This window comes from Pseudomonas sp. BS3767 (genome assembly GCF_900099665.1).
In the GTDB taxonomy this organism is placed as follows: domain Bacteria; phylum Pseudomonadota; class Gammaproteobacteria; order Pseudomonadales; family Pseudomonadaceae; genus Aquipseudomonas; species Aquipseudomonas cerasi.
Genome location: NZ_FNCX01000003.1, coordinates 228,710 through 241,705, shown reverse-complemented (window position 1 = coordinate 241,705; position 12,996 = coordinate 228,710). Strand labels below are relative to the sequence as shown.

The window sequence follows — 12,996 nt, the reverse complement described above, 5'->3', positions numbered from 1 at the left end:
ACATGACGCGTTCATTACGAATCCTCTACATCGCCATCTTCCTGGCCATTCTGCTGGTCCTGGGCGTCTGGTCGCTGCGCAGCTTCAGCACCTTCTCGACGTCGGCCGAGACCACTGTGCTCAACGGCAAATGGACCAAGGCGGCGGAAACTCATTACGACGATGAGTTCCCGATCAAGCGCCTGGGCACCAACCTCTGGGCGGCGCTGGATTTCAAACTGTTCAACGAAGGTCGTCCGGGCGTCGTGCTCGGCAAGGACCAGTGGTTGTACACCGACGAAGAGTTCGATGCGGTTGCCAACGGCGAGCAGAACGAAGCCGACAACCTGGCGATCATTCAGGGTGTGCGTGACGCGCTGGAAAAACAGGGCACCAAACTGGTCCTGGCGATCGTTCCGGCGAAAACCCGTCTGTACCCGGAACACATCGGTGACAACAAGCCTGCCAGCCTGCACACCGACCTGTATCAGCAGTTCCACGCTCAGGTCGCCAAGGCCGGGATCTTTGCCCCGGACTTGCTGGCGCCGCTGCAAGCTGCCAAGCAACAGGGCCAGGTTTTCCTGCGCACCGACACCCACTGGACGCCAATGGGTGCCGAAGTCGCCGCGCAGCAACTGAGCGCCGCGATTGCCCAGAAAACACCACTGGAAGGTGAACCTGAGCAGTTCGTCACACAAGCCAAGGGAACCGAAGCCTACAAAGGTGACCTGACTACATTCCTGCCGCTCGATCCGTTGTTCAGCAACATGCTGCCCAAGCCGGACGAGTTGCAGAAACGCAGTACCGATCCGGTAGCAGGCGAAGCGGCAGGCGGTGACGCACTGTTCGCAGACAGCGACATCCCGGTGGGTCTGGTGGGCACCAGCTACAGCGCCAACCCTAACTGGAACTTCGTCGGCGCCTTGAAAGAAGCGCTGCGCAGCGATGTCGTCAACTACGCCGAAGACGGCCATGGCCCGATCCTGCCGATGCTCAAGTACCTGCAGACCGATGCCTTTAAGAACACCCCGCCGCAAGTGGTGATCTGGGAGTTCCCGGAGCGCTACCTGCCGGCACACAACGATCTTGGCGAGTTCGATCCGAAGTGGATCGCCGAGCTGAAGAAATCGCGTGACACCCAAGAAAACGTGGCGCTCAACGCCAAACAATCCGAGTCGCCCAACCGGGCGCAAAACTGAGAGGACTGACTCATGACTTTCAACACTACTGCCAACCGTTCGGCCGCAAAACGCATTTTCAAAACCTGCGCAATGGCCGCAGGTCTGGGCCTGATGTCCCTGCAGGCTTTCGCCGGTGACTCCGCCCTGTACGGCCCGACCGCACCGAAAGGCTCGACCTTCGTGCGTGTCTACAACGCCAGCAACGCTGAAATCAGCGCCACCGTTGGCAACACCAATCTCAACGAAGTGGCGCCACTGGGCAGCACTGCGTTCAGCTTCATGCCGCAGGGCGACTACACCGCCAAGCTGGGCAGCCAGAGCCTGCCGGTGAAACTGGCGGGTGATCACTACTACACCATCGTCAACAACGCCAGCGGCAAGCCACAGCTGGTCGAAGAGCCACCGTTCAAGAACAAGCAGAAATCCCTGGTTCGCGTGCAGAACCTGAGCGACAAGTCGCTGACCCTGAAAACCGCTGATGGCAAGACCGACGTGGTCAAGGCTGTAGCGGCCAAAGGCACCGGCGAGCGTGAAATCAACCCGGTCAAGGTCAGCCTGGCGCTGTACGACGGCGACAAGAAAGTCACCGATGTGAAACCTGTGGCACTGGAGCGTGGCGAAGCCGCTGTGCTCTACATCACCGGCAGTGGCAGCAGCCTCTCGCCAGTGTGGGTCAAGCCACCGGTCGCTACCCGCTAAACGGATTATGCCGGTCGGTTCAGGGCATCAGCGTTGAACCGACCCGCGCGGAACAAGAACAAGACAGAAACGACAGACACCTCGTACGGCCCTAATTGAATGCTTTTGGAGAAACAAAATGATTCCAGTTATCTTGTCAGGCGGTAGTGGTTCACGACTCTGGCCGCTTTCGCGTAAACAATTCCCTAAACAGTTCCTGGCGTTGACCGGCGAGCACACCCTGTTCCAGCAAACCCTGGAGCGTCTGGTGTTCGAGGGCATGCAGGAGCCTATCGTGGTCTGCAACAAGGACCACCGTTTCATCGTCAACGAGCAACTCGCTGCGCTGAACCTGGAAACCCAGGCGATCCTCATGGAACCGTTCGGCCGCAACACGGCACCCGCCGTTGCACTGACTGCCATGAAGCTGGTCAACGAAGGCAACGACGGCCTGATGCTGGTGCTGCCAGCCGACCACGTCATCGAAGACCAGAAAGCCCTGCAACGCGCACTGGCACTGGCGACCGTCGCCGCAGAGCGTGGCGAAATGGTGCTGTTCGGCGTACCGGCCAACAAGCCTGAAACCGGCTATGGCTACATCAAGTCCACCGCCGATGCCCTGCTGCCGGAAGGCGTCAGCCGCGTGTCGCAGTTCGTCGAAAAACCTGACGAAAAACGCGCCAAGGAATTCGTCGAAGCCGGTGGCTACTACTGGAACAGCGGCATGTTCCTGTTCCGCGCCAGCCGCTTCCTGGAAGAACTGAAAAAGCATGATCCGGACATCTACGACACCTGCCTGCTGACCCTTGAGCGCAGCGTGCAGGACGGCGACGCCCTTGAAATCGACTCCTCGACCTTCGCCTGCTGCCCGGACAATTCCATCGACTACGCGGTCATGGAAAAAACCCAGCGCGCCTGCGTCGTACCGCTGTCGGCCGGCTGGAGCGATGTCGGCTGCTGGTCGTCGCTGTGGGAAGTCAACGCCAAGGACGCCAACGGCAACGTCACCAAGGGCGACGTCGTCATCCAGGACAGCCGCAACTGCATGATCCACGGCAACGGCAAACTGGTGTCGGTGATCGGTCTGGACAACATCGTGGTCGTCGAAACCAAGGACGCGATGATGATTGCCCACAAGGACAAGGTCCAGGGCGTCAAGCAGATGGTCGCCACCCTCAACGAACAGGGCCGCACCGAGACCCAGAACCACCTCGAAGTGTACCGTCCGTGGGGCTCCTACGATTCGGTGGACATGGGCGGTCGCTTCCAGGTCAAGCGTATCTCCGTCAAGCCGGGTGCCTGCCTGTCGCTGCAGATGCACCACCACCGCGCCGAACACTGGATCGTGGTATCCGGTACTGCGCAGGTGACCTGTGACGAGAACGTGTTCCTGCTCACCGAAAACCAGTCCACCTACATCCCGATCGCCTCGGTGCATCGCCTGCGCAACCCAGGCAAGATCCCGTTGGAAATCATCGAAGTGCAATCGGGCAGCTACCTGGGCGAAGACGACATCGAGCGTTTCGAAGATATCTACGGTCGTTCGAACGCGCTTGAAGCGGGTGTGAAGACGCAAACTATCGCTCGTTGATAGGGTTTTAGCTGCACGCTACAGGTAACACAGCCCTCGACAACTCTTTGCGTAGATTTATACGCAGAGAGTTGTCGGGGGCTTTTCATTTGCGCGACGTCCCCCTCCCTGGTTCTGTAGGATGTCCAGCATTACCTTTGCTGGAGACCTGCATGTTTATCGGCATCCTGTTAATCCTGACCTGGCTCATCCTTCTGCTCCGCTACCCGGCGAAGGCCTTGCCCGTCTCGCTGGCTGCGGCGGTCGGGCTTGGGGCGGTGGCGGCCATCGTCATCTGGCAGGACAGCCGGGAAACACGCCAGCTTGAGCGTCTGGATATCCGCCTGAGTTACGATCCGCAAAACTGCCCGGCAGATCGTCCGTTGCAGGTCAGCATCACCAACACCAATCAGGTCACCCTGCAGGAACTGCGTTGGCGAATAGCGGCCTATGCGCCTGGTGATTCAGTGAATCTGATCGACAACACCTACGCATCCGCACGCTATCGCGGCCCCGGTGAACTTCAGGCCAAAGGCACGTGGCAGGATTGCGTGCCGGTGCCGGCACTGCGCAACGGGTACCGCCCGCAAACCCTGGAATTTCGCGCAGAACATCTACAAGGCAGTTTCTCGGACTGACCACAAGGATCTCCTTCATGCCCATCGCTTTGATTACAGGCTGTTCCAGCGGAATCGGCCGTGCTTTGGCCGACGCGTTCAAGGCCACTGGCTATGAAGTCTGGGCCACTGCGCGCAAGACCGACGATGTCGCGGCACTCAGTGCAGCGGGTTTCATCGCCGTACAACTGGACGTCAACGACAGCCTGGCGCTGGAGCAACTGGCCGCCGGTCTGGAGCACAGCGGCCTGGATGTGTTGATCAACAACGCTGGCTATGGCGCGATGGGTCCCCTGCTCGACGGCGGCGTGCAGGCCTTGCAGCGACAGTTCGAAACCAATGTGTTTTCCGTCGTTGGGGTGACCCGGGCGCTGTTTCCGGCACTGCGCCGCAACAAGGGGCTGGTGGTGAACATCGGCAGCGTATCCGGTGTGCTGGTCACGCCGTTCGCGGGCGCTTATTGCGCATCCAAGGCGGCGGTGCATGCGCTCAGTGATGCGCTGCGTCTGGAGTTGGCGCCATTCGGCGTACAGGTGATGGAGGTTCAGCCAGGCGCGATCGCGTCGAGCTTTGCGCAGAATGCCAGCCACGAAGCCGAGCAGTTGATCAGTGAGCAATCGCCGTGGTGGCCGATTCGCGAAGGCATTCGTGCACGCGCCAGAGCTTCACTGGACAACCCTACCCCCGCCACAGCATTCGCTCGTGACTTGCTCAAGGCCGTGCAACACACCCATCCGCCACGCCTTCTGCGTCTTGGCAACGGCTCACGCCTGCTGCCGCTGATGGCGTGGTTGCTGCCCAAAGGGCTACTGGATATGGGCCTGAGAAAACGCTTTGGATTGAACACCGACTTGTGACGCAGTGCGTCACGAACTGCATTCCCACGCTGGAGCGTGCGGAACGATCACCTGCCTACCGTGTGACGCTCCGCGTCGGCATGCCGTTCTGGACGCTCTGCGTCCTCAAGCATCAGCCGTCTACCGGCCTGACAATCACCGTGCAGGTCATTCCCGCTGCCAGAAGTACGCCTTCAGGTATAGCGTCCAGATGGATACGCACCGGCACTCGCTGGGCCAGACGCACCCAGTTGAAAGTCGGGTTGACGTCGGCGATCAGTTCGCGGCTTTGCGGGTTGTCACGGTCGTAGATGCCGCGTGCAATGCTTTCGACATGACCCTTGAGCACCTCGCCGCTCATTAACTGCATATCGGCAGGATCGCCCACGTTCAGGTGCGGCAATTTGGTTTCCTCGAAGAAGCCGTAGACCCAGAACGAGTTCATGTCCACCACGGCCATCTTCGCTTCACCGATACGCGCATAGTCACCGCGATGGACATTGAGGTTGGTGACGTAACCGTCCACCGCCGCCAGTACCCGCGTGCGTGACAGGTTAAGCTCGGCCGCCTCCAGTTGCGCCTGGGCCAACTGGTAATCGGCCAGGGCCGAGGTGGCTACGTTACTCGCGTCGTCACGATTTTCCGCCGAGATGACCAGTTCATCCATGTCGGCACGCCGCCTGGCATTCAGTTTGCGCATCTCCCAGGTTGCCTTGCGTGAAGCCAGTAACGCCTGCGCTTGCTTTACGGCGATCCGGTAATGCTCCGGGTCAATCTGCATCAGCAGATCGCCACGCTTTACCCACTGGTTGTCACGCACCGGCACCTCGACCACAGTGCCGGACACATCGGCGGCCACGTTGATGATATCGGCGCGCACCCGGCCATCGCGGGTCCATGGGCTATCCATATAGTCGATCCACAGCGTACGACCGATCCAGAGCGCGACTGCCAGCACCAGCAACGTGGCAAACAGACTGAAGAACTTTTTCATCCAGAGATTTTTCCCGACTCAGGCGTCAACGATAAAGGGGCAGCGCCAACGCGCCGAAGATGCAGATAAACAGGCTCAGACGCAGCAAGGCCGGGTGCCAGAAATGCCGATACAGGTCAAAACCGGCCAGCAGACGGTCCAGCGCCCATGCCAGAACCACGGCCAGCAGAAAGATCAGCGTGAGGGTCGGCATATACAGACCGTGGAAGGCTATTTCACGCGGCATGGGCGACTCCTGAAGCGGTTCGCGCAACGCCATAAGCGGCCAGCGGCGATTGCGGGTCCAGCAGTGACGTGCGGATAAAGTGCAGGTAGCTTTTTACCCGGCGCAGCACCGACGTATCGAAATGCGAGGCGAAGGGTTCATCGGCCTCCTGCACCCGCTTGATGGCCTGATCGACTGCCGAGAGACAGCGCTGCAGATTGACCGCATCAGGCTGGATGAACAGCCGCACCAAAGCGCGCCCCATGACTCGCAGCGCGATGCGCCAGGGCTGGTACTCGGCGTAAGCAGGGTGAATCGGCAGCAGCGCCTGTTCATGGCGCAGCTCGATAATGGCGTGGCCGATTTCCAGCACCACGAACATCCAGCGCAACAACTCGCGCTGAACCAGCGGTTTGCCAATCGCCAGGCCGTACGCCTGATGCATCAGGTCGCGGGTCTGGCTCTCGAAGCTTGAGCCCAGACGCTTGAGCGGCGCGCTGATCGCAAACACCACTTGATTGCGCAAGGCCTGTTCCAGGCGTTGCCACATCCAGCGGCTGTTGGGCGGCAGGATGATTGCTCCGGCAGCGGCACAGATCAGCATACCGACGACCATCGCGAGGTAATCGTTGATGAAGGTGTAGGGGTCGTAGACCGTCAGGTTGTCCGGCACCGAGCCCAGGCTGAAAAAAATCAGCAGCCCCAGTCCGTATCCCGTCCACTGTGGACGTGAGCCCAGGTATGCACCGAGCACAAACACCGGGGCCAGCAGCAGGCACAGCAACGGAAAACCGTCGATGTGCGGGAACAGAAAAAAGGTCTCGATAAATCCCGACAGCGCGCCGAGCAATGTACCGCCAGCCATTTGCAGCGACATGCGTCTGGGGTTGTGGGTGGTCGACGACAGAGCAACGGTGGCCGCCGAGGCCAGGACCATGCTCGCGCCGCTGGGCCACGCGGTCAGCACCCAATACACACTCATCAGACCGACCACGCAGGTCGCCCGGGCGCCGGCTGCCAGCGCGGTCATCCAGTGGGTACGCGGTACGAACGAGCCCTTCCACTGTTCACGCTCATGGCTGTGGTCGGCCAGTGATGCGTGGGTTCGTGCGTAGTCGAGCAACTCGCTGAGCAGGCGGTACAGCAGCTCGAACGAGGTGTGAAAGTCCAGTCGTTCGGCGTCGCTGGGCAGGGTGTGCTCCAACTCGGCGCGCAGGCTTCTGACCCGTTCGGGGAAGTGCGCCCTGCACGACTCCAGACGCGTGACCAGCAGCGCCGCGTCATCGTTGGTCAAGGCGCGGTCGGCGAATCCGTCGAGCAGCTCTGCAAGGTTTTCAAGGCCGGGATCGATATGCTTCAACACCTGATCGGCCTGTTCGAGACGCAAACGCTCGAGCAATTGGTGCAGGGCATTGAAGCGCGTGGTGACCGCCATGAATTCGCTGTTCAAACGGTTGAGTCGACCGTTGCGGCGACGCATGTGCGGGTCTTCGAATACCGTGACGCTGCGCAGCCCTTCAAGGCCGATGGCCTCGGCCACAAAACGTACATTGCCGGTTTCAAATTCAGTGCGTGAAATATCGCCGCGCAGGCCGTTGACCACGAAGCGCGCGAACCCGCCGAAGCGCAGATAAAGCGCGTTGCGCATCGCTGCGCTGGAGCTCTGCGGCAGCACCGCTGCGCTGATGGCCGTGGAACACAGGATACCCAGAGTGATTTCCAGTACACGCCACACCGCCGACATGAACGAACCTTCCGGATGCGCCAGGGCAGGCAGCCCCACCATGGCGGCGGTGTACCCGGCCAGCACAAAACCGTACGCACGAAAGTTGCGATAGCGCGCCGCACCGGCCGAACACAGACCGACCCAGAGCGCGAGGCTGCCGAGAAACGGCAGCGGGTTCTGCGCAAACAGGGCCATCAACAGCACCATCATCGCCGACCCGGCCAGCGTCCCCAGCAGGCGATAAAAACTCTTGGCGAACACCTGTCCGCTCTGTGGCTGCATGACGATGAACACCGTGATCATCGCCGTGTGCGGCTGCGGCAGTTCCAGGCGCAGTGCCAGCCAGTAGGTGAGGAATGCGGCGAGCAGCACCTTGAAGATGTAAACCCAGGTCACCCCGTCACTGCGCGCCCAGCTGTGTAATTCGCGACGCCACGGCAGGTCGGTGATGCGCTGTAGCGAGGCGATCATTGCCCGCCCCCGGACTTGGCAGCAGTGTCAGCGGAATGACCACTGGGATTGCCACTCTCGCCACCGTCACCGCCCAGCGCAACCACCAGCCCGGCGTAGGCTTCCAGCCGCGCGGCCTCGACCTGCTGCTGAATCTGCTGCTGGCGGAACAGCTGCGTGCGCGCATTGAGCACGTTCAGGTAATCGGTCAGACCGCGCTGCCAGGCGATCAACGCGATGTCGTAGGTCTTTTGCGCAGACGCCACCGACTCGGCAGCGAGTGCCTGCTGCTTGTCCATCGAGGCACGCCGAATCAACTGGTCGGAGACACTTTTCAGCGCCATCACCAGCGTCTGGTTGTAATGCGCAACGGCCTGATCGTAAGCAGCCGACGCCTGCCCCAGTTCCGCCCGCAAGCGTCCAGCGTCGAAGATCGGCAGGCTGATGGCCGGCCCGACCTTGTAACCCAGTTTGCTGCCGGTCAGAAACTCCAGCATGCCGCCGCCCGTGGCCATGTAGCTCAGGCTGCCGACCAGATCGACATTGGGATAAAAGCCCGCATGCGCGACGTCGATACCGCGCGCCTGCGCCGCCACCTGCCAGCGAGCGGCCACCACGTCAGGCCGCTGGCCCAGCAGTTCGGCAGGCAATGTCGAGGGCAATGTGAGTGAGGTGTGCAAGGACAGCGCAGGCCGCTGCAAGGCCGCACCCTGCCCCGGCCCCTTGCCTGCCAGCGCGGCCAGCTGGTTTCGACCCAACGCGATGGCCTCTTGCAGCGCGTCGATCTGCCGATGCGCCTCAGGCAGCGGGGTTTCGGCCTGACTGACATCGAAGTGCGTACCGATCCCGCCCTTGAGGCGACGCTGCGCCAGGTCGAGTATCTGTTGCTGCTGGGCCAGTGCCGCCTCGGCGATATCCAGTCGGGCGTAGTCGAGGGACAGCTGGATGTAGGCGCGCACCACGTTTTCCTGCAATTCGAGCTGCGCCTGACGCTGCTCGGCAGCACTCACGTGCGCCAGATCAACGGCCTGCTCGCTGGCGTTGCGTTCACGTCCCCACAGATCCAGCGCGTAGCTCAGGCCCAGTGACGCATTGTTGTCCCAGGTGCGAGTATCGGCCAGCGCGCCGGGGCCATAAAACTGATCCTCGGGCCAGTCGTGACGCATCAGGCTGGCGTTGCCTTGCAGTTGCACAGCCTCGGCGGACTCGGCGACCTGCGCCATCGCTCTCGCCTGACGCACACGAGCCGCGGCAAGTGCCAGACTCGGGCTGCCCAGCGTCGCCATATCGACCCAGTGGTCCAGTTGCGCATCGCCGTAGGCACGCCACCATTGCGCTGCGGGCCAATGGGCGTCGAGGGCAGCGCTCTGAATCGCCTGATCCGTGGCCAGGCTGTCGGCGTGCAGGACAGTGCCCTGCGGTTTGATTCCATGTGTTCCGATACAGCCGTTGAGGACCAGCGTAAAAGCCAGGATACCGACGGGCCAGAGCCCTCTGATGATGCGACGCGGCACAGCTGCAAGTTCCCGAACGAAGGTGACACACCTTGAATGGCGGCGATTCTAGGCGGCGCTCGACGCGGCGATAAGCGGGGAGATTTGTGAATCTTTGTTACTGAAACGGCGATAATCCTTTGGTCTGGATACATGCATCCGTTACTTCATGTCACAATTTGCCATCTACTCAGAGAAGTACCCATGGACACCCTGCAAAACATGCGTGCCTTCAGCTGCGTGGCGCAAGCGGGCAGCTTCACTGCTGCCGCCGCCGTGCTGGATACCACCACCGCTAACGTCTCGCGCGCGGTCTCCAACCTTGAAGCACATTTACAGACGCGCCTGCTCAATCGCACCACCCGGCGCATAGCCCTCACCGAAGCAGGCAAGCGTTATCTGTTGCGCTGCGAACAGATTCTCGCCTCGGTAGAAGAAGCCGAGGCCGAAGCCAGCGACGCTCATGCCCGCCCGGCCGGGCAGCTCAAAGTGCATTCGATGCCCGGCGTCGGCCAGCATTATGTGATCGACGCCATCGCCCGTTACCGGCGCAGCCACCCGGACGTCGCGTTCGATCTGACCATGACTCACCGCGTGCCGGACTTGCTGGAAGAAGGCTATGACGTGTCGATCGTGCTGGCCAGCGAACTGGCTGACTCGGGCTTTGTGTCTCAGCGCCTGGGCATTACCTACAGCATCGTGTGCGCATCCCCCGAGTACGTGAAAACGTTCGGCATGGCCCACAAGCCTGCCGACCTGCTGAATCATGCATGTCTGCGTCTGGTGAGCCCGGTGTTCCCGCTGGACAAGTGGCTGTTCGACGGCCCGGAAGGCCAGGAAATGGTCACCATCAACAGCTCGCCACTGCTGGTCAACTCTGCGGATGCGATGAAAACTGCGATTTCCAGCGGCATGGGGATTGGCATTCTGCCGATCTACTCGGCGATCGAGGGGCTGCGCAACGGCACACTGGTGCGCGTATTGTCCGATTACCGCTCGCAAGAGCTGAACCTGTACGCCATCTATCCGTCACGCCAGTATCTGGATGCGAAGATCAGAACCTGGGTTGAATACCTGCGCGGTTCCCTGCCGGAAATTCTCGCTGCCGATGAAGCCGATCTGCATGTGCAGGCTCTCAAGTCATCGTACTGACATCGTACAACTGCAAAAAGCGGCTGCCAAAGAGCGGGGAGGAATGTTAGCGTGCTACTCATTCAACCGCTCAAGAGTGACTGCCCAATGAAAAAAACCGTACTCGCCTTCAGCCGTGTTTCTCCTGAAATGGCCGAGCGCCTGGCGCAAGACTTCAACGTGATCGTGCCCAACCCCAAACAGGGTGATATCAACGCGCAGTTTGCAGAAGCCTTGCCTGAATCCCACGGGCTGATCGGCGCAGGCCGCAAGCTGGGTCGCGAACAACTGCAGAACGCCACGAAGCTGGAGGTGGTGTCCAGCATCTCGGTGGGCTACGACAACTACGACGTCGACTACCTGAGCGAGCGCGGCATTCTGCTGACCAACACGCCGGATGTACTGACCGAAAGCACCGCCGACCTGGGCTTCTCGCTGATCATGAGCAGCGCTCGCCGGGTCGCCGAACTGGATGCCTACACCAAGGCCGGACAGTGGACGCGCAGCATCGAACCGCCGCACTTCGGCACCGATGTGCATGGCAAGACGCTGGGGATCGTCGGCATGGGTAACATCGGCGCAGCCATTGCCCGCCGTGGTCGTCTGGGTTTCAACATGCCGATTCTGTACAGCGGCAACAGCCGCAAGACCGAGCTCGAACAGGAGCTGGGCGCACAATTTCGCAGCCTGGATCAATTGCTGGCCGAAGCGGATTTCGTCTGCCTGGTCGTGCCGCTGAGTGAAAAGACCAAACACTTGATCGGCCGCCGCGAGCTGAGCCTGATGAAGCCCGGCGCCATCCTGGTCAACATCGCCCGCGGCCCGATCGTCGATGAACCCGCGCTGATCGAAGCGCTGCAGAACGGCACCCTTCGCGGTGCCGGTCTGGACGTCTACGAAAAAGAGCCGCTGAGCGAATCGCCGCTGTTCCAATTGAAGAACGCGGTGACCCTGCCGCACATCGGCTCAGCCACCACCGAAACCCGCCAGGCCATGGCCGACCGCGCCTACGGCAACCTGCGCAGCGCGCTGCTCGGTGAACGACCACAGGATCTGGTCAACCCGCAGGTGTGGCAAGGCTGAAGCCCGCGCCTGCGGATCGGCCGGAAAGGCACGATAGCCACCAACTCAGGCCAGTTTGCCGCCGACCACGACGGCAACCGGTCTGATCTTCCTGAACACCAGCACGTTGCCGACCATCACCAGCACCAGCCCCAGCAAGGCAGCCAAGGTCCACTGATAGCCTTCCACCCAGGCGGAGATATTCAGCGCCACGACCGGGAACAGCACCGTGCAGTAAGCCGCACGCTCCGGCCCCATGCGCCCGACCAGGGTCAGGTAGGCAGTGAACGCAATCACCGAGCCGGGGATCACCAGAAACAGCAGTGAGCCTACGTAGCGCGTGTTCCATTCGAAGGTGAACGACGTGCCGCTCAGCAGGCAATACATGCCCAGTATCGTTGCCCCGTAGAACATCCCCCACGCATTGGTGGTCAGCGGACGCAGACCGGCTTTCTGCTGCAGGCTCGACAGCATGTTGCCCGCCGAGAAGCACAGCGTGCCGAGCAAGGCCAGTCCCAGGCCGATCAGGGTCTGCCGGCTCGCGCCATGCCCGGACATTTCAGGCCAGAACAGACAGGCCAGACCGATCAGGCCCATGGCGCCACCGGCCAGTACATTGCTGGCGATTTTCTGGCGAAAGAACACCCGTGCGTTCAGCGCATTCCACAGTGTCGAGGTCGAGAACACCACCGCGATCAGGCCACTGGGTATCCACTGGCTGGCCGTGTAGAAGCACATGAAGTTGACGCAGAACAGGCACACGCCCTGCGCCAGGCAAATCAACTGGCCACGACGATTGACCGGCTGCAGACGCTTGCTCAGCAACAGGAATGCAAACAGCACCAACGCTGCCAGGGCAAAGCGATAGACGATCGATACCGGAATCGCGACATCGCCGAGTTGAAGTTTCAGAGCGATCCAGGTGGTGCCCCAGATCAGCACGGTCAGCAGATAAAGCGAGAGGTTCATGGTGCAGGCTCCTTGATGAGCCATCAGTCTGCTGCGTGCCGGTCTGCCAGCGCTTGCACAATCTTGCGCATTTGCTTCAAGCGCTACTGGCAGCGGCGTCGCCAG

The 12,996-nt window shown here is 61.1% G+C and carries 12 protein-coding genes; 7 read left to right on the top strand and 5 right to left on the bottom strand.

What is annotated here, in order from left to right:
* The first annotated feature begins 2 nt into the window (after window positions 1-2).
* From BLR16_RS10170 to BLR16_RS10150, 5 genes are all read left to right on the top strand, one after another.
* On the top strand, window positions 3-1,178 hold the full coding sequence (locus BLR16_RS10170; RefSeq protein ID WP_003365413.1) for an alginate O-acetyltransferase: 1,176 nt from the start codon (window positions 3-5) through the stop codon (window positions 1,176-1,178).
* A gap of 12 nt (window positions 1,179-1,190) precedes the next feature.
* Entirely contained in the window at window positions 1,191-1,859 is a 669-nt protein-coding gene (locus BLR16_RS10165; protein WP_003433631.1) for an alginate O-acetyltransferase AlgF, read from the top strand.
* Window positions 1,860-1,977: 118 nt separating this feature from the next.
* On the top strand, window positions 1,978-3,429 hold the full coding sequence (locus BLR16_RS10160; protein WP_003415201.1) for a mannose-1-phosphate guanylyltransferase/mannose-6-phosphate isomerase: 1,452 nt from the start codon (window positions 1,978-1,980) through the stop codon (window positions 3,427-3,429).
* Between the two features lie 152 nt (window positions 3,430-3,581).
* A complete protein-coding gene (locus tag BLR16_RS10155; protein WP_003365419.1) occupies window positions 3,582-4,046 on the top strand; it encodes a hypothetical protein in 465 nt (154 codons plus the stop codon).
* A gap of 17 nt (window positions 4,047-4,063) precedes the next feature.
* The gene (locus BLR16_RS10150) at window positions 4,064-4,882 is read left to right on the top strand and encodes an SDR family oxidoreductase (RefSeq protein ID WP_003365421.1); all 819 of its coding nucleotides are present in this window, start codon (window positions 4,064-4,066) and stop codon (window positions 4,880-4,882) included.
* A gap of 112 nt (window positions 4,883-4,994) precedes the next feature.
* Here BLR16_RS10150 and BLR16_RS10145 read toward each other — a convergent pair whose 3' ends face one another.
* From BLR16_RS10145 to BLR16_RS10130, 4 genes are read right to left on the bottom strand one after another with little or no spacing between them, the layout of a single operon-like run.
* A complete protein-coding gene (locus tag BLR16_RS10145; RefSeq protein ID WP_003365423.1) occupies window positions 4,995-5,855 on the bottom strand; it encodes an efflux RND transporter periplasmic adaptor subunit in 861 nt (286 codons plus the stop codon).
* Window positions 5,856-5,880: 25 nt separating this feature from the next.
* Window positions 5,881-6,081 carry a DUF1656 domain-containing protein gene (locus BLR16_RS10140; RefSeq protein ID WP_003365425.1) on the bottom strand — a complete coding sequence of 67 codons (201 nt, stop codon included), beginning with the start codon at window positions 6,079-6,081 and terminating at the stop codon, window positions 5,881-5,883.
* Window positions 6,071-8,257: an FUSC family protein gene (locus BLR16_RS10135; protein WP_074805741.1), complete on the bottom strand. Its 2,187-nt coding sequence runs from the start codon at window positions 8,255-8,257 to the stop codon at window positions 6,071-6,073. Before BLR16_RS10135 ends, BLR16_RS10140 begins: the two co-directional genes overlap by 11 nt.
* Entirely contained in the window at window positions 8,254-9,750 is a 1,497-nt protein-coding gene (locus BLR16_RS10130; RefSeq protein WP_074805743.1) for an efflux transporter outer membrane subunit, read from the bottom strand. The genes BLR16_RS10135 and BLR16_RS10130 overlap by 4 nt, the downstream gene beginning before the upstream one ends.
* A gap of 183 nt (window positions 9,751-9,933) precedes the next feature.
* Between BLR16_RS10130 and BLR16_RS10125 the strand changes: the two genes are divergently transcribed.
* Together BLR16_RS10125 and BLR16_RS10120 are read left to right on the top strand one after the other, a co-directional pair.
* Window positions 9,934-10,881 (top strand): LysR family transcriptional regulator, encoded by a 948-nt coding sequence (locus BLR16_RS10125; RefSeq protein ID WP_003365431.1) that lies wholly within the window; start codon window positions 9,934-9,936, stop codon window positions 10,879-10,881.
* Window positions 10,882-10,968: 87 nt separating this feature from the next.
* Window positions 10,969-11,943 carry a 2-hydroxyacid dehydrogenase gene (locus tag BLR16_RS10120; protein WP_092194229.1) on the top strand — a complete coding sequence of 325 codons (975 nt, stop codon included), beginning with the start codon at window positions 10,969-10,971 and terminating at the stop codon, window positions 11,941-11,943.
* Window positions 11,944-11,988: 45 nt separating this feature from the next.
* Here the strand turns inward: BLR16_RS10120 and BLR16_RS10115 are convergent, their stop codons facing one another.
* Complete coding sequence (locus tag BLR16_RS10115) at window positions 11,989-12,891, bottom strand: DMT family transporter (protein WP_003365436.1); 903 nt, start codon at window positions 12,889-12,891, stop codon at window positions 11,989-11,991.
* Window positions 12,892-12,996: the final 105 nt, after the last annotated feature.

What these genes read in the sequence shown, in the direction of transcription:
- BLR16_RS10170 (WP_003365413.1), top strand. Translation starts at nt 3, where the DNA reads ATGACGCGTTCATTACGAATCCTCTACATCGCCATCTTCCTGGCCATT.
- BLR16_RS10165 (WP_003433631.1), top strand. Translation starts at nt 1,191, where the DNA reads ATGACTTTCAACACTACTGCCAACCGTTCGGCCGCAAAACGCATTTTC.
- BLR16_RS10160 (WP_003415201.1), top strand. Translation starts at nt 1,978, where the DNA reads ATGATTCCAGTTATCTTGTCAGGCGGTAGTGGTTCACGACTCTGGCCG.
- BLR16_RS10155 (WP_003365419.1), top strand. Translation starts at nt 3,582, where the DNA reads ATGTTTATCGGCATCCTGTTAATCCTGACCTGGCTCATCCTTCTGCTC.
- BLR16_RS10150 (WP_003365421.1), top strand. Translation starts at nt 4,064, where the DNA reads ATGCCCATCGCTTTGATTACAGGCTGTTCCAGCGGAATCGGCCGTGCT.
- BLR16_RS10145 (WP_003365423.1), bottom strand. Translation starts at nt 5,855, where the DNA reads ATGAAAAAGTTCTTCAGTCTGTTTGCCACGTTGCTGGTGCTGGCAGTC.
- BLR16_RS10140 (WP_003365425.1), bottom strand. Translation starts at nt 6,081, where the DNA reads ATGCCGCGTGAAATAGCCTTCCACGGTCTGTATATGCCGACCCTCACG.
- BLR16_RS10135 (WP_074805741.1), bottom strand. Translation starts at nt 8,257, where the DNA reads ATGATCGCCTCGCTACAGCGCATCACCGACCTGCCGTGGCGTCGCGAA.
- BLR16_RS10125 (WP_003365431.1), top strand. Translation starts at nt 9,934, where the DNA reads ATGGACACCCTGCAAAACATGCGTGCCTTCAGCTGCGTGGCGCAAGCG.
- BLR16_RS10120 (WP_092194229.1), top strand. Translation starts at nt 10,969, where the DNA reads ATGAAAAAAACCGTACTCGCCTTCAGCCGTGTTTCTCCTGAAATGGCC.
- BLR16_RS10115 (WP_003365436.1), bottom strand. Translation starts at nt 12,891, where the DNA reads ATGAACCTCTCGCTTTATCTGCTGACCGTGCTGATCTGGGGCACCACC.